A 20572-nucleotide genomic window follows, 5' to 3' on the forward strand; every position below is an offset into this window, starting at 1 on the left:
ATCCCGTTAAATAAGTTCATTTAACGGGATCTGATTTATTACTTATTTACCATTCTTTAATATTCTAAAGATGTTTTTTGCTTGGTCAGTATTATCAATTTTCCCTGCAAATAATTGGCTGCCAGGTCCATATGCATAAACATTTACGTCTTCACCTGTATGACCACCAGTAGTCCAACCAGTTACTGAACGGTTATCAAAAATTGCTTCGATTGCATTATCAATCTCTACCATATTTTTTGACTCTGCTGCTTTTTTAACAGATTGAATTTCTTCAGGCTTCAATTCTAAGTTAATATTCGATTTTAATGTTTTTTCTACTTCTGCACCTTTACTAATTTGTTCAGCCATGAAATCTGGCGTACGTTTAGCTGCAGCAATCGGTGCACCGTACCAATTGTAATCACCTTTTGCACCGATAGAATAGCCACCTGTTGAGTGGTCAGCTGTTGCAACGACTAATGTATGCTTGTCCTTTTTAGCAAATGCGATTGCAGCTTTAAATGCTTTTTCAAAATCTTCCATTTCACTCATAGCTGCTACAATATCATTGTCATGTCCAGCCCAATCAATTTGACTACCTTCTACCATTAAAAAGAAGCCATCTTTATCTCTACTTAATTTATTAATAGCTGTATTTGTCATATCGTTTAATGATGGCATTGAATCATCACGATCGATCATTTTCGGCATTCCACCTGGTGCGAATAAGCCTAACATTTTATTATTTTTATCATTTAACATTTGATTTTTATTCGTTACATAAGAGTAGCCATCTTTTTTAAATTGCTTTGTTAAATCACGGTCTTCTCGTACAAAATTACTTAATCCGCCACCAAGCATGACATCTATTTTATGTCCACCTTTAATTAGTTCATCATAATAATCATCTGCAATTGCATTCATATTTTTACGACTTACATCGTGAGCTCCATAAGACGCCGGTGTAGCATGTGTAATTTCTGAAGTAGCTACAAGCCCTGTTGCTTTTCCTTTTTCCTTTGCAGCCTCTAGTACTGTTTTTACACTTGAGCCATCATTATCTACGCCTATTGCAGCATTATATGTTTTAACTCCCGCTGACATAGCTGTTGCCGCTGCTGCAGAGTCAGTAATATTTTGCTTTGGATCCTCAGGATATGTCATTTGTTGCCCTACTAAGTAATGATCGAATTCTGTTTGTTCTACTACATTTGTTTTTGGATTATCTTTTAAATAACGATAGGCAGTCGTGTATGATACACCCATTCCATCTCCAATTAAAAAGATTACATTTCTGATTTCATTCTTGTTTGTTTCCTTAGCTTGTACTTTATGATTTGCAAATGAGCCAATAAACGAACCAAATGCCATTGTTGAAAGCACCGCCACTGGAATTAACTTTTTCTTAAGTTTGTTTCTGAACATAAAAAAACCCCCTAAAAATTAAAATTTCATTAGATTTCACCTCTTAATTTTAATGAAATTTTATTAATTTACTTTGGAGGTTCTGTAAATAGAGTATTAAGAATTGTTTTTACTATATTAATTTTCTTAATTAAAACCAACCACAACTTTTCTTAGCATTCAAATATAAACTGACTAGTTCCGTCTTCTTCACAAATACATCACATTTTTGAACTAAACTATCTAATTGAATAGAGTGGTTAATTTAACTAAAACAATAATATTTCATAATCACAAGGTTTTACATTATATTAAATTAAGCACGAATTTTACACAAAGAAGGAGATTTATATGAAAAAAGGTTTATCAATTATTATTTTACTGCTATTTTTATTCCCATCTATGGCGAGTGCCCATACCAAGCTTGTTTCTTCTTATCCATCAAATGGGCAAATAATCACTGAACCAATTAAACAAATTACGCTTGAATTTGAAGAAGCACTTGAGCAATTAGGTACGATCAAATTGTATAAAGCTGGAACTGCTACAGCTGTTACAAATGTGCAAGTTAAAGAGAATAAATTAATTGCTGATTTACCAAACGATCTAGAAAATGGTGATTATAAGATTGAGTGGAAAGTTGTAAGTGAAGATGGTCATCCAGTAACAGGTCAAATTCCATTCAAAGTGCAATTGAAGCAAGTTGAAACTAAAACGACAACTGAAAGTAAAACAACTGACAAAGCAGTTAAGGATCAAACGCCAGCTAAAGAAAAACAAAAAGAGGCTACTCCTAAAAAAGAAAGATCTAAATATCTTATTCCATTAATCGCAATTGGGCTTTTTGGAATCGCGTTAATGGTTGGTGGAGTTGTTCTTTGGAATAGAAAATGAGTTATATTGTTCCAATCACGGAGTTCATAACATATATCCTTTATTCGATATTAGCAGGAAAGTTTGTTTTAGATTTTGTACCGTCAGATAAAAAACCAACAATCAGAATTTCGAAAGGTGCTGTTTATTTAGTTATTGTCGGCATATTATTCTTTTCACTATTTCCTGCTCTACGAATTATTACTTTTTTCTTAGATGATGTTCATCTTAAAACAGCCCTTTATTCTGTTTTCATAAAAACAGCTGTTGGTAATGCATGGATTTACTCGAGTATGTTTGCCATTATGCTTGTCATTAATATTTATAGCGATGGTAAAAAGTTTTTTAATTTCTTTTGGCTATTTATGATGATTTTAAGTATCGGTTATGCTGGTCATATAACCTCTATGAATTTTTGGACGGGTTTTATCTTTCAAAGTAGTCATTTTCTAATGGTTTCTATTTGGAGTGGAATTCTATTTAACGTCACTTGGCTAGCTAAGGACACTAATAACTATGGTCGTTTCTTAAAATGGTTTACACCTTTAGCCATCATATGTGTTGTTATTATATTTATTAGTGGTGTAGTCTTAATGCTAGAAGTCGTTAAATTAAAAGACTATACAAATGCTTGGTTGCTTCCTTATGGACAGATGTTAGTCTTGAAGCACATCAGCATCATTCCAGTATTGTTTTTTGCTTTTTTCAATGGTGTACTAATGAGAAAGTCCGCTGAAGGCCCTTCGAGTAATATTCGTAGTTGGTTAAAAGCAGAGTATATTACCATCATAATTGTATTCTTTTTTACAGCTATAATGGGTACTAAATCTCCACCGCATAATATTAATTTAACTTTGCAAAATGAGGGTCCATCTAAATGGATTGAATGGATTATGGGGATTGATATTACTTTACCTATTAGAATAGCTTTTAGTTTTACGGTTGAAGGAACGATGTTAATGAGTATGTCGATCATCTTCCTAGTATTACTAGTCATCAGCTTTATGAAAAAGACAAAAATCATGTTACCAATTACATTTAGTCTTTGCTTTTTGTTTACAATGTATCTTGGACTAATGTATAGCGTATTTGTTCAGTAAAAAAAGATTGTACATAGTACAATCTTTTTTTACTGAATTTCTATCTTAACTTCCATGTCTCCATTTAGTTGGTTTTCCTGATTTAGGGCAATTAGGGAACTTTTGTCCTGCTTCTAATTCAATATGCTCCCCGTCTGCGTCAGTATAGTAGCCCGAGATCATAACTGTTTCACCTGTATCATGTGTATGTCCAAATCCTTGATTATCCATGATAAACCTCCTTTTCAACTGAACTAGAATTACTATTTCCTTCATCAAAGTTAATTATTCGATTACTACATCTTTTTTAGGATTTTTTGCTTATCTTTCTCGAATTTGTTTATCATGTACGATGTTTCTCCACTTTAAGTCCCCTCGCTCTAAACCATGAATTAAAATTTCTGCTGTTCCCATGTTTGTTGCTAAAGGAATTGAGTAAACATCACATAAACGAATTAAAGCCAAAATATCCGGTTCATGTGGTTGCGCTGTGAGTGGATCGCGAAAGAAGATTACAATATCCATCAAATTCTTAGCTATTAAGGCACCGATTTCTTGATCTCCCCCTAGTGGTCCAGAATTAAATCGGTGTATTTTTAAATTTGTATTTTCCATTATTTTTGTTCCAGTTGTTCCTGTTGAATATAATTCATGTTTTGATAAGATAGATTCATATGCCATTGCAAAATTTACTAAATCTTTTTTCTTTTGATCGTGTGCAATGAAAGCAATTTTCAACGTCAACATTCCTCTCTTTTAGGAAAAATGGATTTCCAATTTCGGCAATTGTTCTTTTTAAACATTGGGAAATACGCCATTCAAATTTACCATTTATATTTTTTACTTCTTTGTATCGGTTATTCTACTCTTGTGGCATATGTCTTTTTACTACTCATATTAGAAGTTGGAATCCGAATAGTAAACGTACTTCCTTTTCCAACTTCACTATTTACTTGAATAGTTCCATTATGAATTTCCACGATCCATTTTGCAATTGCCAAGCCTAAACCATGGCTACCAATTTGTCTAGATCTAGCTTTATCTGATCGATAAAAACGATCAAATATTCGGGCGTGGTCCTCCGGTTTAATCCCAATACCAGTATCTGTTACTTGAATACATAGTTCATTTTCTTTATTCGAAAGAACTAACTGAACCTCTCCTCCAATTGGCGTATACTTAATCCCATTATCTATTAATATATATAAGAGCTGTGATAACTTTTCAGAGTCTCCCTCAGCGATTACATTCTCTGAAGCAGTTAAGTTTAAATTGATTTGTTTAGATGCAGCTAACGGTTGTAGAGATCCTATCGCCTTTTCTGCAATGGAGCGAAACTCAAACTTTTCTAATTTAATTTCAACTTGATCTGAGTCTGAACGAGCTAAAGTTAATAATCCGCTGACTAAGTTTGTCATCCTTTTTACTTCGTCTTTCATATTAAATAAAAGCTTTCGAGAAAAATCATCTTTCTCTGTATCAATCGTCATTTCCATTGCATCTATCGACGATAACAAAACGCTTAATGGTGTTCTTAATTCATGAGAAGCATCTGCAACAAATTCGCGTTGTCGGTTAAATGATTTAAAGATAGGAATCATCGCTTTTTTTGACATAAAAAAACTGATATATAGTGCAACTCCAGAAAATACGATTGTTAAGCCAACCAATATGATGACAACAAATTTAAATAAATGGTAAACATCTGAAATATCTTTTCCAACATAGATCGTACCGATGAAATCTCCCTTATAAAATAGTGGTTTACCTGATACCATCAAACTAATCTCTTTTCGATTTGAAGGAACATGTATTTCATGATCATGGAATTTTCTCATGTCCTTTTCAAACTCTTCATGTTCTAATTTAATTTTTACCTTTCGTGTTTCATTTCCTTTAGGAATCCAATCTTTTATTTGCCCAAACAGCCTTGACCTTATTTGTGGGATATCCTCCTGTCCCATTATTAATTCACCATTTGGATTAACGACATAATAAAAAAATTGATCGACACCTGCTAAAACTACCTCTTTGTCATCATCCTGGAGGTTTCCTTGTTGATTTTGAATCATATAGTTTTCGATAATCTTTGCTTCTTGACTAGCCAATGATTCCACTGTACGTCTTTGATCATTCATTATGACTACATATAACGCTGCAAAGACGATGATGATGAATATAATTAGAAAAAGCATAACAAGTCCGCTATATAGTATCGTTAGGCGATTTTGCGTACGCTTAAAAACATCTCTACCTCCGCGATTTCGAAAATCACGTAAAGAAGAAATAAGATTAGTTATCAAATTTATATCCTACCCCTCTAATGCTTTGTAGCAAATCTTGTTTACCAAGCAAATCTAGTTTCTTTCGAAGAAGTTTAACAGTGGCATCAATCGTTTTCATTGCAACATCTGAATCAAAACCCCATACCCGCTCCAAAATAATTTCACGAGGTAATACTTGCCCTTTATTTTGTATTAAAAAATCAACTAATTGAAATTCGCGAGGGCTTAATTGAATTTCAGTATCTCCACCTCTGATTGATTGGCTTGTACGATTAAGAATCATATCACTAATAATAATTTCTTCCTCTAATATAGGAGCATAATTACGTCTAGAAAGCGCTCTTAATCGAGCAAGTAGCTCATCAATTTCAAAAGGTTTAACTAAATAATCATCAGCTCCTGAGTCCAGTCCTACAATGCGGTCCTCTAGGGCGTCTTTAGCCGTAAGGATTAAAATCGCTCCTGAATATCCTTCTTTGCGTAACCTACGACACACTTCTATTCCTGTTCCACCTGGCATCATCCAATCTAATACTAATACATCATAATGACTGTTTGTAGAGTAATAGTAGGCTTCTTCTCCCTCTGTAACCCATTCCACTTTATAACCTGCTTTTTTCTTTAACATATAACTGATTAGCTCACCGAGTTTCAAATCATCTTCAGCTACTAGTATATTCATCATCAAAAATACTCCCTCGTTTTATATAAGTATCTCTATTTTTTTTCGGTTATCTTCTTCATCTTTTCCATTTTCAAATCAATTATAAAATAAAAGGAAGCACCCGTTAATTAATACGGTGCTCCCCTATATTTCTTTTAGATCATGACCTTACGCAGTTTCCACAGCATGCTGTTTTAGCTGTTTTAGCTTTTGTAGCTCTTCTTCTACTTCTTCACTCATTACGTTATCTTTATATCCATTAGATAGGTTAGTATGATATGCAAATTTATTTTGAGCTTGTACTTCTGCCTCCATCATAAGTATTCGATCTTCTGCACGTGATATGCCATTTGCGATTGTTTCTGAATTAAATGAAACAGATGTTTGTTGAATTTGTTTAATTGATTTTGCAATATTTGCTCTAGAAACTAGTAACAGTCTCTTATGCAGATATTCATCATATTTACCTTTCAGTTCATCTAATTTTTCATAAAGTGACTGAGTTTGATTTTGAATTGTATTTAGTTGCTCTGTATAGAGACTTAACTGTTTTTCATGAACAAGTTTTTCCTGTATTGCCAGTTTTGCAATGGAATCTTCACCATTTTCAACTGCTAGCTTAGCTTGTCCACTTCTTTTGTTTACCAGCCCTTCTGTCTCTAAAATCAATGCTTTTTGCTTATTCTCTAGATAGATTTGACGAGAGAGTGCTTCCTGACCTTTCAAAAGATCTTCTTCCATTTCTCTAATATATTGATTTAACATTGAGATTGGATCTTCTAAACCATCCAATGCTCCATTCACTTTAGCCAATGATATTGATTTCATTCTTTTAAAAATGCCCATTTTATTTATTCTCCTTTTTTGACAATAGATTTTTTTCCCATTTATCCAATAAGTCTGCGTTTGTTCTGTTTATAGGTGTATTAAAACTAGTTGTATCTAATGAAATTTGATTAACCTGGCTAGCTTGTCCCTTTTTAACTAACTTTTTAAAGATAAAAGTCACTACCGCAATTGCGATTAAAAGGAATAATACTAAACCAATCCAAGAAAAATCATGAAAATGGTGTGGACCATGCATTATCTGATGTGATCTAAATTCGTTTCGACCGCCTCTATCCATGTACATTGAATGTTGATCAGCAAAACGTCTTTCATGAAAGCCACCTAGTAATCTAAGAAAAAAGTGTACCCCTAAAACAAAAACTGCAGTTATAGAGACCCACGTAAATATTCTCTTTACTCTTTTATTCATGTTATTTCCCTCCTCTCATTTCTTAATAAATTGAATTCTAATAGAGGATGGTGAAATTATGGTGAAAACCAAAAATTAATTTTGTTCATAAAAAAAGATAGGTAACAGATTTTCATCTGCATTCCTATCTCTTTTTCTTTTAAAATTATTTGATTAATCCGGTCCCTTTAATTTTCACTTCAGACTTAATCTTAAAGGCTAGGCTATCGTACTTTTTGTTCCATAATGATAAATTTCTATTTTCGCTATTCCTAGATAAGTATCTTAAACCAAAACCGATTGGATCAATGTCTTTTTCTTTTATTTTAATTAGTAAAGCTTTAGTCTCTGCACTTATTTTATCTTCCAATTGCTTATTAAGTTTTGGTATGTCACTTTCTTTGATCGAATCAAGGTCATCAATCTTTTCTTCTATAACCGCTCTCACCTTAATCGTATAATTGGCAACAATATTTTTATTTTGATGTTTTAATTTGTAATTTGCCTTTCCTTTTTCTAAATTCATTACAAACATAACTTTCTTGTTTTTGACCTTTAAGCTTTCATCGTAAATTCCAGTCGTTAAAAGTCGATAAGTTTCTGATTCACTTGGACTGAGGTCCATAATCATTTTACTCTTATCAAATAATGCTATTCGGTCTACTAATAAATCTTTTTTATTTGATTCAATAATAGGCATAACGATGTCTATTCCGTCTTCTGTTTCTCTCCTATATGCGTCGAAAAGACAAACTGAATCTATGTATGGCGATTCAGTTCTACTAAAATCAAAATATGATTTTAAAACACCGCCTGATACTTGTTCTTGTATAGGTTTAAAGTTAAGCACTTCAAATGCATTCGGTTTAGCAACGCTTAAATAAGACGTCATTTGAATATCCGGTCTTCTTACAAAAAACTCTAATAGCGGTTGTATATTACTTTTAGCTAATTTTTCTCCAATCACAATCGCACTACTATGTCCATAAACCAATTCCTTATCAATCTGTGATTTCATTAAGTTAAGACCTTCTGAAATCGAGTCAGTATTTGCTGTGAGTATAAGAAATTCTGATTTTGGTATTTTCGGATCTCCATTAGGAATTGCTACTTTAATCATCACTTTATATTTTTTTTGAGGATCCTCAGATTGATCAATTCCAATAGATGTTACGAATGCTCTCTTATCAATATCTTTAAAGGTACATCCAGATAATAGGAGCGTTGCACCAATCATAAAAAAGCTAAGACTTAAATAACGTTCCTTTTTTTTATAGACGCATACAATAACGAAATGATTAATAAGAAGTTTGAGATAGCATTTAAATTGAAATACAAAGTAAAATATTTTACTAAATCTGTTTCTCTTATTAGAAGTTGAATAACTGTAGTTAAACAGATAAAGAAGGAAATTAATAACCATTTATAAGATCCTCCATAACTTAAATTGAGAGTTTTAAAAAGCTCTAATGAGGTATGCCAGCTAAGTATGATATATATTAATGAAATAATGATTTGGCCAAACAGTAGAATGTAAATAACCCTCTCTACTATCAAATAGTCAAAATGCATACTATCAACTGTCGTTAACCAAACAAACACTTCTTTCCTAACACCGTTTAAGCCTAAGTATCCGATTGGTATTAAATAATTACTGCAGATTATAAACATCCCACATAGAAAAATCCAAAGAAGAAATTTTTTGGTTATAAAATTTAAATTTATTTTTTCATTAAAAATAATTAAATTAGAGAATCCCGTAAAGACAAATAGGGCAGCGGTGAACGCACTAATTTTTGGTAGATGTTTGAAATAGTTAATAGATTGGTAAAGGGAATCGACTACAACAAAACGATCAGTCAAAAATCTTATAAGCACAAATAAAACAATTGGAATATGAAGTATTACGAGTATTTCTGTAACGTATAATAATGATTCTGTTTTTAGTAAAATCGCAAAAATTATTACTAAGAGAAATACAATATAAGTTATTAAGATAGGGGTATTTGGATTGATAAATATATTTACAACGTGAATTAACGCAATAATAAATAATGCACCCGTCAAGTACCAAAAAATTAAGCTATAAATTATGTAGCATTTTCGACACCAGTCGGGAACTACATTTTTTATGATTTGACTAATATTTTGTTCAGGAAATTTACTAAATAACTTTTGTAAAATATAAATAAAAAAGCCACCTACTATAATGGCCAAACCAATACTTGTAATACTTCCATCTAAACTATTCCTATACAATATTTGTGGCCCAAATGCAGTTATGCTAATAACCGTATTTAAATAAAATAGGTATGTAATATATCTTTTCCCTAGCAAAAAATGCACCCCATTATTTAATTTTTATTAAAAAGTGTCAAATAAGGTTTTCCTAAGCTTCTTAAATTACATAAATGGCAAAGTATAGCTAGTGTACCTACTATAACGCCAATCATCCCAAACAATGAGGCAAATAGTATAATCGGATATCGAACAATTCTAATTGCTTGATGCATCGCATTAATTGGAATACTAAATAAAGAGATGGCAACTAATGAAACAACGATAATCATGATGTCTGCTACTAGACCTGCCTGTGATGCAGTTTGCCCTAAAATTAGCCCCCCTACAGTAGTAGCTGTAGAACTAATTGATTTAGGTAATCTCAAACTTGCTTCTATTAAAAATTCTGCCATTAACATGAGAAAAAGAATTTCAATATAAGAAGGAAACGGCACTGACATTCTACTTCCGGCAACGAGTAAGGCGAATTGGACTTGTAAAACTTCTGGAGAATAAGAAATAACTGCGACATAAATAGCTGGTAAAAACACTGTAATCATTAAAGCTATATAACGGATTGAAATAAAAAACTTCGACACTAACGTTAGTTCCACCGTATCATCCATCGATTTAAAGAAGTCGGCGAAAGTCGCAGGTCCAATTAGCGCCCATGGCGTTCCCTCAACAAGTAAAATTATCTTTCCAGTTGATAGATTAAATACGACTCGATCTGGCCGCTCAGTAGTTAGAAATAGAGGAAATAAACTCCACTTATTATTAATTAATATTTTTTGAAGTTGACCGCAGGATTGTAATACATCAATTGTTATCCCTTTAACTTTTTCTATGAGATGTTTGTATACATTACCATCTACTAAGTTCTCATCATATAACACAAGTACTTTAGTTTTTGATAAATTTCCTACAATATAGTTTTCAACCTTTAAAGTACTCTTTCTATACCGATTACGAATCAAGTTTAAAGATACATCAATTTTTTCATTTAATCCGTCCTTTGGTCCTTGTAACACATTTTCTTCGGTCGACACTCCAACAGAACTTGCACTAAATTCGCTGATCATAATTGAGTAGTTTATTTCATCTAAATTTATAATAATATTTCCGTTTAGAATCTTTTCAACCATGACTGATTCTTCGGAAACGATCTCCCAATTATTTAATGTTTTAAGGTAGTTTTTATATAAAACAAATGATTCATATTCATAAAAAGGTGTAATAAGAAGTTCAGTAATTTTATTCCCATCACATACTGAATTTAAATAGTAAAGAGTGATCGTTTTATTATATTTTTTTAGGCTACGTTTTTGAAAATCAATGTTATTTTGAATTGATTTAAACTTCATATACATCACCTCTTTATTAATTTGTACGAATATCATGTGGATATTCGTAAATATTGGCAATAAGAAAAACGTGTATAAAAAACAATTTTTTTAAATATCATCACTTTGTTCGATAATTTACGGAAGAAACAAAAAAGAGGCTGCTGAAAATTTAGATTTCAACTTAGCCTCTTTTCTATTAAAGTTCAACCTGATTTGGTTTTCTTATTACAACACGCTCATCAACTTCACTAACATGAAAGTCATCTTTTGTTGGAATGAAGTTTTCATCGTAAACTTTTATCATCATTTTTCACTCCTGCTCAGTATTTAAATGCGAATTTTCCCATATTCTTAAGATGGATTGCTTGTTCTAGTTTTATTCTTAGTTTTGTTAAATTTTTGCTGCTTGTATGTATTATCATGTTCAAAATAAAAAAGGACTAATGGTTATCACCACTAGTCCCCTGTATTTTAAATTTAAAGTTATTTAATTGGTTTTCTTATTACAACACGCTCATCAACTTCACTAACGTGAAAATCGTCTTTTGTAGGGATGATATTTTCATCGTTAAATTTGGTCATCTTTTTACACTCCCTGCTCAGTTTTTATTTTCAAATCTGTTTTTTAATAAACTTTGAGATTACTAATTTTATTATTCAACAGTAACTGATTTTGCAAGATTACGTGGTTTATCAACATCACAACCACGATGTAAAGCAGCATAGTAAGAAATTAATTGTAATGGTACGACTGAAAGGATTGGAGATAATTCTTCTTGTACTCTTGGTAAAATGAAGCGATCGCCTTCCATATTTAATCCTTCCATAGAAATGATACAAGGGTTAGCACCACGAGCAACAACCTCTTTTACATTTCCACGAATGTTTAAGTTTACTGATTCTTGTGTTGCTAATGCGAAGATTGGAGTCCCTTCTTCGATTAGAGCAATTGTACCGTGTTTTAACTCTCCACCAGCAAATCCTTCTGCTTGGATGTAAGAAATTTCTTTTAGTTTTAATGCGCCTTCTAAGCAAACGAAGTAATCTACGTTACGACCGATGAAGAATGCATTACGAGTTGTAGCTAAATATTCTGTAGCAATTTTTTCAAACTCTTCTTTTTGGTTTGTAATTGATTCCATTGCATTTGCTACAATTCCAAGTTCTTTAACTAGGTTAAAGTTAACTGATTTTCCTTTTTCTTTTGCAAGAGCATTTGCAACAATTGCAAGTACTGCTAATTGTGCAGTGTAAGCTTTCGTTGATGCAACTGCGATTTCAGGACCTGCGTGTAAAGGAAGAGTGAAATCAGCCTCACGTGATAATGTTGATCCTGGAACGTTTGTAAGTGTAATTGCTTTATGACCTAATTTATTTGTTTGTACTAGACATGCTCTACTATCAGCAGTTTCACCGCTTTGTGAAATATAAATGAATAATGGTTTTTCTGAAAGCAGTGGCATATTGTAAGAGAATTCACTTGCAACATGTACTTCTACAGGTACTCCCGCCATTTTTTCAATAAACTGTTTTCCAACAAGACCAGCATGATAACTAGTTCCACAAGCAACAATATATAATCTGTCAGCTTCTGCTAAAGCCGCTTTAATTTCTGCGTCGATTACAAGCTCGCCATTTTCATCTTGGTACTTTTGGATAATATTACGGATTACTAAAGGTTGCTCATCTGTTTCTTTTAACATGAAATGAGGATAAGTTCCTTTTTCGATATCGCTAGCATCAATTTCTGCAGTATACGGAGAACGTTCTTTAATATTTCCGTTAAGATCCATTAATTGAACACGATCTTTAGTAACTAAAATAACCTCTTTATCCATTAATTCAATAAATTGATCAGTAATTTGTAACATTGCCATCGCATCAGATGCAATAACATTAAACTCTTCACCAACACCAACTAGTAATGGACTTTTATTTTTTGCTACATAAATTACGTCATCGTCTTGTTTATCTAATAATGCAATTGCATAAGAACCTTTAAGAAGCTTAAGTGTTTCTCTAAAAGCATCAAGCACAGATAAACCTTTTTTAATATGAAGTTCTACTAACTGAACAATTACTTCAGTATCTGTATCACTTGTAAAATCAATATCATTTAAATAATCGTTTTTTAATTGTACATCGTTCTCGATAACGCCGTTATGAACAAGTGTAAAACGTTCAGTAGAGCTTTGGTGAGGATGCGCATTTCGTTTACTTGGAGCACCATGTGTTGCCCATCTTGTATGACCAATTCCAACGTTTCCGTCCGCTTTTGTAGGGATTGATTTACGTAATACTGCAATTCTACCTTTTTCTTTATAAACTTCTACACCATTGTCAGTTAAAAGAGAAATCCCAGCAGAATCGTATCCACGATACTCTAATTTCTCTAAACCTTTTAATAAAATTTCTTTCGCATTATCATTTCCAATATATCCAACGATTCCACACATAATTAACTATTGCTTAGTAAGTCCTAAAACAAGACATACAAAATGTATAGGAATGGAACGCTGTTTTCCTAACCGTTTAACTATTTAATTTTCTATTCCCTCGTCATGTTTAATAATGGTAGAGGACTTACAAGCAATATCCACCTACCTTTCATATTCCGCTCATTAGCGAGTTCATTTTTTTGTTTTAAACGGTGTATCAGATTATTTACGTTTGTGCACACAGTCACCCATGTGTTTTACATAAATAATTTCGGTTGTGATACAGCAACCGGGAGTCATCCGCCGAAACTTCGATAAAACTCCACCTCGTCAACTACACATTCACGTCTAGTGTAGTTCTGGCGCTTTTTTAATACTTTATTATTTCTATACTCCTTCCCTGTTAGGAAAACAATAAAACAACTATACTATACTGTATTAAAACTGGTCAACAAAAATATGTTGAAAAAAAGTTATAGAATAGCTGTATATAACAAAAATATGCATAGACTTACACAAAAGTGCTCATCAATGCATATTTTTTTAATTTATATTATTCTCCAACTTCTTCTTTTACAACAGCAACAATACGTTCCACATATTGTTTACATTCTGCCTCAGAAGGAGCCTCAGCCATTACACGAATAAGTGGCTCAGTACCAGAAGGACGAACTAAAATACGACCATTGCCGTTCATTTCTTCTTCTACCTCTGAAATGATTGCTTTAATGCGTTCGTTATTAAGTGCTTCATTTTTATCTGTAACACGAACATTAATTAATAATTGTGGATACTTTTTCATTTCTCCAGCTAATTGTGATAAAGTTTTACCTGTTTCTTTAACAATACTAACGAGCTGAATCGCACTTAACATACCATCACCAGTCGTAATATGATCTAAAAAGATGATGTGACCAGATTGCTCGCCACCTAGATTGAACCCATTCTTTCTCATCTCTTCCATTACATAACGGTCTCCAACACCTGTAACTGCACTTTTCATTCCATTTGTTTCTACTGCTTTGTAGAAGCCTAAGTTACTCATAACAGTTGATACAATTGTGTTTTGTTTTAGACGACCTTTTTCATTTAAATATTTTGCACAAATATACATTATTTGGTCACCATCAACGATTTCACCATTTTCATCGATTGCGATTAGACGATCTCCATCTCCATCGAATGATAAACCGATGTCAGCACCTTTTTCCTTCACAAGAGCTGCTAAAGCTTCAGGATGTGTAGAACCTACACCATCATTTATATTAAATCCATTAGGATTTGTTCCCATTGTAACAATATCTGCTTCTAAATCTGCGAATAAATATGGCGCTAATGAAGAAGTGGCACCATGTGCACAATCTAGAGCAACTAATAAGCCTGAGAAATCTTCGTCAATTGTGTTTTTAAGGAATTGTAGGTATTTTTGCCCACCTTCAAAATAATCGCTAACTTGACATAAATCATTTCCAGTTGGTCTTGGTAGACGATCAACTTCTGCATCCATTAATTCTTCAATTTCATCTTCTTGCTCATCCAACAGTTTAAAACCGTCTGGACCAAAAAACTTAATTCCATTATCTGCAACAGGATTATGCGAAGCTGAAATCATAACACCCGCTTGTGCTCCTAGTGCTTTTGTTAAATAGGCAACACCTGGAGTAGAAATAACACCTAATCTCATAACTTCAGCACCAATTGATAATAAACCTGCAACTAGTGCTCCTTCAAGCATATGTCCAGATACACGTGTGTCACGCCCAACTATAATTTTAGGTTTGACATTATTTTTTGTTAAAACATAACCGCCACAGCGTCCAATTTTATATGCTAATTCAGGAGTTAACTCTTTATTCGCAACTCCTCGTACACCATCAGTACCAAAATATTTACCCATTTTAACTCTCCTTCTAATTCGATGACTGTCCTACATCGCCTGAATTCTCATTTTCATCAGTTTGAGCAGATGATTTTTTATCAGTAATTTCAATCGTTATTGTATCAAAATCTAAACTATATATAGCTCCTTTTGGGCCGGTAATAGTAAGCGCTACATCTCTAGTTCCTGGTTCTAGTCCATTAACTTTTGCTGTAATATTTAAATCGCTTGGATTAATCGCATCCAAGTCTTTCTTAAATCCTTTAGCAGTAACTACTACTTTTCCTAAAGGGGGCTTAGTAAACTTATATTCAAATTGATTATTTTCACCCACTAAATTAATTGGGATATTACTAAATTTCTTTTCCATTTCTTGATCAAAATTAACGTTTACATTAATCGTGCTTGAGTCAACTCTAAATGCTCCATTTGGAGTAGGTACATTTACTTCATATGTACCACTTTGATTAAATGAAGATATGTCAACTGGCACTTCTATTGGTCCATTAAACTTGTCCAACCAATCTTTTGACGCATAAATTCTTACTGCATTAACATCACTAGCAAGACTACTTAGTTTTAAACCATCCTTAAGTGTTCCTGTTTGCACTAACTTAATCGGGAAGCTAGCACTTTCCGAAACAATAGGGACAGTTACTTCAACTTTTCTTGGACTTGTAATGAACGGAAGTTGAACACCTTTTTTATTGTATAATCGAACAGGTAGCACCTGACTAAATGTCTGATTCGCATCAGTAACATCCACACCAACACTTGCATATGCCACTTGTGATACATCATATCTTGATCCTACTATTGTAACTAAACCTGGTTTAACAATTGCATTCTCTGCCTTATAACCATGTTTAATCTTTTTTTCATTTAGATAAACAACTTTAACTGAAACATTTTTTTCAATTTTTTCATTAATTGTTACTCTAACTGTTCTTGGTTTAATAGTTGCTTTTATTTTATCTGAAATATTTCTAATTTTTAAAGGAACTTCATATGTACCTAAAGCATACGAAGTTAAATCCAAATATACTTCAAAATCCTTCTTCATCTCAGCTGTTTTTACAATACTATTGGGTCCATCTAATTGCACTGAAACATTCTTTGGAATCCCAGTTGCAATTAGATTGTGCTGATCATAAATAGGAGTTACTGGTACATCTCGCACTAATTCTTTATTATTAACAAACGGTATGTCTCCTAAGCCCGATGAACTTGATTGTGGGACTAGATTGACAGACATAAAAAGTAATAATGTTACTAATAAAGCGATTCCTCTTAATATCCAACGATTATCCATAAAATTATCCATTACGTTTCACCTTCCAATTCCATTTAGATGTAGTGGACTCTTCTGGTGATTTTAGTTCAGTATTTAATAAATTTATAAGCTCGTCTTTTGATAACTCCCTGTATAGATTTCCGTTCCTTGCAACTGAAACCGCACCTGTTTCCTCGGAAACTACAATCGTAATACTGTCAGTAACTTCACTGATTCCAACTGCAGCTCGATGTCTGGTTCCTAATTCCTTTGAAATAAATGCACTCTCAGACAGAGGCAAATAACAAGCTGCTGCCGTAATCTTTTCACCTTGTATAATTACAGCTCCATCATGTAGTGGTGTATTTGGTATAAAGATATTAATCAATAACTCTGATGATAAATTAGCATTCATACGTATACCGGACTCTATGTAGTCACCCATTCCTGTTTGTCTCTCAAAAGAAATAAGTGCACCTATTCTTCGTTTAGCCATGTATTCAGTGGCTTTTGCAATGTTTTCAACAATATCATTTCGGTCATTAATCCCATTACCAGTCGTTCTAGAGAAGAAACGGCCACGTCCAAGCTGTTCTAGTGCTCTCCTTAATTCTGGTTGAAAGATAATAATAACCGCCAAGAATCCCCATGTTAATGCTTGATCCATTAAGAATTGTAGAGTATGCAAGCCAAATAGGCTGCTTAATACTTTTACAACGATAATGATTGTAACACCTTTTAGGAGTTGGACTGCCTTTGTCCCTTGAATAATGATAATTAATCTATAAATAACAAACCAAACTATTAGTATGTCTAATCCATTCTGTAAATACTGTAAAAAATTTATATGTAAAGAAGGCATCTTTTACCCTCCAAATTCTCTAGAATAAAACTGTATCTTGAGTATTATACCATATTTTTGCAATACACAAAAATTGTGAGTTATTAATTATATTAACAATACTTTAACGACTATTTTAGTTATATTAAACAAAATTACAGAATTATATATATTGGCTCTTTATATTAATAGGAGAATGACCAACCATTCTTATTTGATTTTAAAGTTTTTGAAAAACAGTTTTCCATATTTTTTTGATAAAAAAAAAGCTAGCAAATGCTAGCTTCACGCTGTTGAAAAACAACCTTGTCAATTAAATAACAAATTTTCGTAAAGGAGTAAAATGATGTTGATTTGCATTACAGGATGCTCGCTTTCCATGGGGCGTGACCTGAGCCTCCTCGGCGCGCCTGTGGGGTCTCAGGCTTCCCGCTTATCCCATAGGAGTCGAGCATCCTTCCATTCCAATCAACTTATTCATCGAAATAAGTTTGTTATAAAAACCTAATCAAATAGCCTTTACTTAGTGTAATCTAACAGCTTTTTATTAATCAGTTTGTTGGCCAATTAAGATCGAACATTAATTTATAAGCAATCATTTTAATTTGTTTACTAAAAATTAGCATAATATTTTTAACTTTATCCATATTGACCGTTTGAATTTTATTTAAAAATTAAAGTAATTTCTCACCTAATAATGAGCCTATTAATGCAACGGCTACGATTGCTGTTCTATTTCTTTCGTCTAAGATTGGATTAACTTCTACGAATTCAATTGAAGTAATAATATCAGCATCAGATAGCATTTCCATTGCTAAGTGGCCTTCTCTATAAGTGATTCCTCCAGGTACAGGTGTGCCCACTCCAGGAACGTGAATTGGATCTAGACCGTCAAGATCTAATGATAAGTGTACACCGTCACACCCTTTTAAGTGGTCAATGCTTTCTTCCATTACTTTTGTCATTCCTAATTTATCAATTTCATGCATTGTATAAACTTTAATTCCTAATTCTTTAATAATTGCTCTTTCGCCTTCATCAAGATCACGTGCACCAATAATGATTACGTTCTCTGGTTTTACTTTAGGGAAGTAACCACCTATTTTCGTTAATAAGTCGTGACCATGACCTAATGAAACAGCTAAAGACATACCATGAATATTACCAGAAGGAGATGTTTCAGCAGTATTTAAATCTCCATGTGCATCAAACCAAATTAATCCAAGATTATTATAATGTTTTGATACGCCTGCTAATGTACCGATTGCAATACTATGATCACCGCCAAGTACTAGTGGCATTCTGTTTCTTTTAATAACTTCATCAACTTCAGCAGCAAGCTTTTCACATGTATCTTTTACAGATTTTAAGTTCTTTAAATTATGTTCTGAATTATCTTCTTTAACTGGTGTACGTTCTACTAAAATATCTCCTAAGTCTTCTACCTGATAAGACATTCTTTCAATACGTTCGTGCAACTGTGCATATCTAATTGCACTTGGCCCCATATCTACCCCACGTCTAGTTTGTCCTAAATCTAATGGTACTCCAATAATCGAAATATCTTTTAACATTTTTATTTCCCCCATCGACTGATTTCATAAAAGAAAACGCTTACTTGTTTTTGAAAAAATATAATTTTTTGACTGTTAAAGTTATTAATTATATTAATAGTTTAAATCTTTTGAAACAAATGGGTCAACTCGACATTTTTTTGTATACATATGCATTTTGAGCTTATTAATTGCTATATCATATGATTATATACAACAAAAAACCTTAGTCAAATGACTAAGGTTTAACTTTATGTATATTGGTGGAGCCTAGCGGGATCGAACCGCTGACCTCCTGCGTGCAAGGCAGGCGCTCTCCCAGCTGAGCTAAGGCCCCACTGTATAAAAATATATGCGAATGAAGCGGAAGACGGGGTTCGAACCCGCGACCCCAACCTTGGCAAGGTTGTATTCTACCACTGAACTACTTCCGCACATAAAAAAAAAGAGTGAGCCATGAAGGATTCGAACCTTCGACCCTCTGATTAAAAGTCAGATGCTCTACCTACTGAGCTAATGGCTCGTAATAAATTACGATAAAATAAAAAAATGGCTGGGCTACCTGGATTCGAACCAGGGCATGACGGAATCAAAATCCGTTGCCTTACCGCTTGGCTATAGCCCAACAATAAATGGTGGAGGGGGACGGATTCGAACCGCCGAACCCACAGGGAGCGGATTTACAGTCCGCCGCGTTTAGCCACTTCGCTACCCCTCCGGTATTTATTAAATTAGATGGTGGAGGATGACGGGCTCGAACCGCCGACCCCCTGCTTGTAAGGCAGGTGCTCTCCCAGCTGAGCTAATCCTCCGTAATATAAATGGTGACCCGTACGGGACTCGAACCCGTGTTACCGCCGTGAAAGGGCGGTGTCTTAACCGCTTGACCAACGGGCCAGTACAACTTTTCCTAAGCTTCCAACCGGGCTCGAACCGGTGACCTCTTCCTTACCATGGAAGTACTCTGCCTGCTGAGCTATGGAAGCATTAAGTTAAAAATGGCTCCGCAGGTAGGGTTCGAACCTACGACCACTCGGTTAACAGCCGAGTGCTCTACCACTGAGCTACTGCGGAATAAACTTAAAACCAAGCGACGTTCTACTCTCACAGGGGGAAACCCCCAACTACCATCGACGCTGAAGAGCTTAACTGCCGTGTTCGGTATGGGAACGGGTGTGACCTCTTCGCTATCATCACTTGATTCATTTTCTTAAAGACATTAATTATTATATCAAATTTCATTTAAAAGTCAATAACTTTTTGAAGTTTTTTATAATAATTTTTGTACCTTCAAAACTAGATAATGTCATTATCAAACTTGTTAGTTAAGTCCTCGACCGATTAGTATCAGTCAGCTCCACGTGTCACCACGCTTCCACCTCTGACCTATCAACCTGATCGTCTCTCAGGGGTCTTACTAGCTTAACGCTATGGGAAA

At 33.6% G+C, this 20572-nt stretch carries 17 protein-coding genes, 9 tRNA genes and 2 rRNA genes; 2 read left to right on the forward strand and 26 right to left on the reverse strand.

All coding sequences use genetic code 11. From position 1 onward, the window contains the following. Positions 1-42: 42 nt before the first annotated feature. Complete coding sequence (locus tag BED47_RS12345; protein ID WP_069033921.1) at positions 43-1407, reverse strand: alkaline phosphatase; 1365 nt, start codon at positions 1405-1407, stop codon at positions 43-45. 330 nt (positions 1408-1737) lie between these two features. On the opposite strand from BED47_RS12345, the gene BED47_RS12350 reads away from it, so the two are divergent. Together BED47_RS12350 and BED47_RS12355 are read left to right on the forward strand one after the other, a co-directional pair. Then, a complete protein-coding gene (locus tag BED47_RS12350; RefSeq protein WP_069033922.1) occupies positions 1738-2280 on the forward strand; it encodes a copper resistance CopC family protein in 543 nt (180 codons plus the stop codon). Beyond that, complete coding sequence (locus tag BED47_RS12355; protein WP_069033923.1) at positions 2277-3359, forward strand: copper resistance D family protein; 1083 nt, start codon at positions 2277-2279, stop codon at positions 3357-3359. Before BED47_RS12350 ends, BED47_RS12355 begins: the two co-directional genes overlap by 4 nt. A 45-nt stretch (positions 3360-3404) precedes the next feature. On the opposite strand, the gene BED47_RS23735 is transcribed toward BED47_RS12355, so the two are convergent. From BED47_RS23735 to BED47_RS12475, 25 genes are all read right to left on the reverse strand, one after another. Further along, complete coding sequence (locus BED47_RS23735) at positions 3405-3569, reverse strand: hypothetical protein (protein WP_175403494.1); 165 nt, start codon at positions 3567-3569, stop codon at positions 3405-3407. Positions 3570-3659: 90 nt separating this feature from the next. Then, positions 3660-4076, reverse strand: coding sequence for a methylglyoxal synthase (mgsA, locus tag BED47_RS12360; protein ID WP_056476125.1), 417 nt, complete (start codon positions 4074-4076; stop codon positions 3660-3662). A 119-nt stretch (positions 4077-4195) separates the two neighbouring features. Beyond that, positions 4196-5641, reverse strand: a complete 1446-nt coding sequence (locus BED47_RS12365) for a sensor histidine kinase (RefSeq protein WP_084006897.1) — start codon at positions 5639-5641, stop codon at positions 4196-4198. Then, complete coding sequence (locus BED47_RS12370; RefSeq protein WP_069033936.1) at positions 5631-6305, reverse strand: response regulator transcription factor; 675 nt, start codon at positions 6303-6305, stop codon at positions 5631-5633. The genes BED47_RS12365 and BED47_RS12370 overlap by 11 nt, the downstream gene beginning before the upstream one ends. A gap of 150 nt (positions 6306-6455) precedes the next feature. Then, entirely contained in the window at positions 6456-7133 is a 678-nt protein-coding gene (locus BED47_RS12375; protein ID WP_069033924.1) for a PspA/IM30 family protein, read from the reverse strand. A gap of 1 nt (position 7134) precedes the next feature. Then, positions 7135-7545, reverse strand: coding sequence for a hypothetical protein (locus BED47_RS12380; protein ID WP_069033925.1), 411 nt, complete (start codon positions 7543-7545; stop codon positions 7135-7137). 145 nt (positions 7546-7690) lie between these two features. Beyond that, positions 7691-8761 carry a Ger(x)C family spore germination protein gene (locus tag BED47_RS12385; protein ID WP_069033926.1) on the reverse strand — a complete coding sequence of 357 codons (1071 nt, stop codon included), beginning with the start codon at positions 8759-8761 and terminating at the stop codon, positions 7691-7693. A 14-nt stretch (positions 8762-8775) separates the two neighbouring features. Further along, entirely contained in the window at positions 8776-9861 is a 1086-nt protein-coding gene (locus BED47_RS12390) for a GerAB/ArcD/ProY family transporter (protein WP_069033927.1), read from the reverse strand. Positions 9862-9878: 17 nt separating this feature from the next. After that, on the reverse strand, positions 9879-11168 hold the full coding sequence (locus BED47_RS12395) for a spore germination protein (protein ID WP_175403495.1): 1290 nt from the start codon (positions 11166-11168) through the stop codon (positions 9879-9881). A 635-nt stretch (positions 11169-11803) separates the two neighbouring features. Continuing rightward, positions 11804-13606, reverse strand: a complete 1803-nt coding sequence (glmS, locus tag BED47_RS12400; protein WP_069033929.1) for a glutamine--fructose-6-phosphate transaminase (isomerizing) — start codon at positions 13604-13606, stop codon at positions 11804-11806. 535 nt (positions 13607-14141) lie between these two features. Continuing rightward, positions 14142-15485, reverse strand: coding sequence for a phosphoglucosamine mutase (glmM, locus tag BED47_RS12405; RefSeq protein ID WP_025671688.1), 1344 nt, complete (start codon positions 15483-15485; stop codon positions 14142-14144). A gap of 13 nt (positions 15486-15498) precedes the next feature. Beyond that, positions 15499-16791, reverse strand: coding sequence for a CdaR family protein (locus BED47_RS12410; protein WP_069033930.1), 1293 nt, complete (start codon positions 16789-16791; stop codon positions 15499-15501). Beyond that, positions 16784-17602 carry a diadenylate cyclase CdaA gene (cdaA, locus tag BED47_RS12415; protein ID WP_025671686.1) on the reverse strand — a complete coding sequence of 273 codons (819 nt, stop codon included), beginning with the start codon at positions 17600-17602 and terminating at the stop codon, positions 16784-16786. The genes BED47_RS12410 and cdaA overlap by 8 nt, the downstream gene beginning before the upstream one ends. Positions 17603-18255: 653 nt before the next feature. Continuing rightward, entirely contained in the window at positions 18256-19155 is a 900-nt protein-coding gene (gene rocF, locus BED47_RS12420; protein ID WP_084006898.1) for an arginase, read from the reverse strand. A 240-nt stretch (positions 19156-19395) separates the two neighbouring features. After that, positions 19396-19471, reverse strand: a tRNA-Ala gene (locus tag BED47_RS12425). A 25-nt stretch (positions 19472-19496) separates the two neighbouring features. Next, positions 19497-19568, reverse strand: a tRNA-Gly gene (locus BED47_RS12430). A gap of 16 nt (positions 19569-19584) precedes the next feature. Next, positions 19585-19657: transfer RNA gene (locus BED47_RS12435), tRNA-Lys, on the reverse strand. 27 nt (positions 19658-19684) lie between these two features. Continuing rightward, a tRNA-Gln gene (locus tag BED47_RS12440) sits at positions 19685-19759 on the reverse strand. 8 nt (positions 19760-19767) lie between these two features. Continuing rightward, positions 19768-19852: transfer RNA gene (locus tag BED47_RS12445), tRNA-Tyr, on the reverse strand. 18 nt (positions 19853-19870) lie between these two features. Continuing rightward, positions 19871-19946: transfer RNA gene (locus BED47_RS12450), tRNA-Val, on the reverse strand. Between the two features lie 10 nt (positions 19947-19956). Continuing rightward, positions 19957-20031: transfer RNA gene (locus tag BED47_RS12455), tRNA-Glu, on the reverse strand. 16 nt (positions 20032-20047) lie between these two features. Continuing rightward, positions 20048-20120: transfer RNA gene (locus tag BED47_RS12460), tRNA-Thr, on the reverse strand. 13 nt (positions 20121-20133) lie between these two features. After that, positions 20134-20208, reverse strand: a tRNA-Asn gene (locus BED47_RS12465). Positions 20209-20219: 11 nt separating this feature from the next. Then, positions 20220-20335: ribosomal RNA gene (gene rrf / locus BED47_RS12470) — 5S ribosomal RNA — on the reverse strand. 120 nt (positions 20336-20455) lie between these two features. Further along, a 23S ribosomal RNA gene (locus BED47_RS12475) occupies positions 20456-20572 on the reverse strand; the annotation flags it as partial.

The sequence above is a fragment of the Gottfriedia luciferensis genome (genome assembly GCF_001712755.1).
Classification (GTDB): Bacteria; Bacillota; Bacilli; order Bacillales; family Bacillaceae_G; genus Gottfriedia; species Gottfriedia luciferensis_B.

Excerpts from the sequence above, each read along its gene's own strand:
- BED47_RS12345 (WP_069033921.1), bottom strand. The coding sequence starts at position 1,407 with ATGTTCAGAAACAAACTTAAGAAAAAGTTAATTCCAGTGGCGGTGCTT.
- BED47_RS12350 (WP_069033922.1), top strand. The coding sequence starts at position 1,738 with ATGAAAAAAGGTTTATCAATTATTATTTTACTGCTATTTTTATTCCCA.
- BED47_RS12355 (WP_069033923.1), top strand. The coding sequence starts at position 2,277 with ATGAGTTATATTGTTCCAATCACGGAGTTCATAACATATATCCTTTAT.
- BED47_RS23735 (WP_175403494.1), bottom strand. The coding sequence starts at position 3,569 with ATGGATAATCAAGGATTTGGACATACACATGATACAGGTGAAACAGTT.
- BED47_RS12370 (WP_069033936.1), bottom strand. The coding sequence starts at position 6,305 with ATGAATATACTAGTAGCTGAAGATGATTTGAAACTCGGTGAGCTAATC.
- BED47_RS12375 (WP_069033924.1), bottom strand. The coding sequence starts at position 7,133 with ATGGGCATTTTTAAAAGAATGAAATCAATATCATTGGCTAAAGTGAAT.
- BED47_RS12380 (WP_069033925.1), bottom strand. The coding sequence starts at position 7,545 with ATGAATAAAAGAGTAAAGAGAATATTTACGTGGGTCTCTATAACTGCA.
- BED47_RS12385 (WP_069033926.1), bottom strand. The coding sequence starts at position 8,761 with ATGATTGGTGCAACGCTCCTATTATCTGGATGTACCTTTAAAGATATT.
- BED47_RS12395 (WP_175403495.1), bottom strand. The coding sequence starts at position 11,168 with ATGAAGTTTAAATCAATTCAAAATAACATTGATTTTCAAAAACGTAGC.
- glmS (WP_069033929.1), bottom strand. The coding sequence starts at position 13,606 with ATGTGTGGAATCGTTGGATATATTGGAAATGATAATGCGAAAGAAATT.
- glmM (WP_025671688.1), bottom strand. The coding sequence starts at position 15,485 with ATGGGTAAATATTTTGGTACTGATGGTGTACGAGGAGTTGCGAATAAA.
- BED47_RS12410 (WP_069033930.1), bottom strand. The coding sequence starts at position 16,791 with ATGGATAATTTTATGGATAATCGTTGGATATTAAGAGGAATCGCTTTA.
- cdaA (WP_025671686.1), bottom strand. The coding sequence starts at position 17,602 with ATGCCTTCTTTACATATAAATTTTTTACAGTATTTACAGAATGGATTA.
- rocF (WP_084006898.1), bottom strand. The coding sequence starts at position 19,155 with ATGTTAAAAGATATTTCGATTATTGGAGTACCATTAGATTTAGGACAA.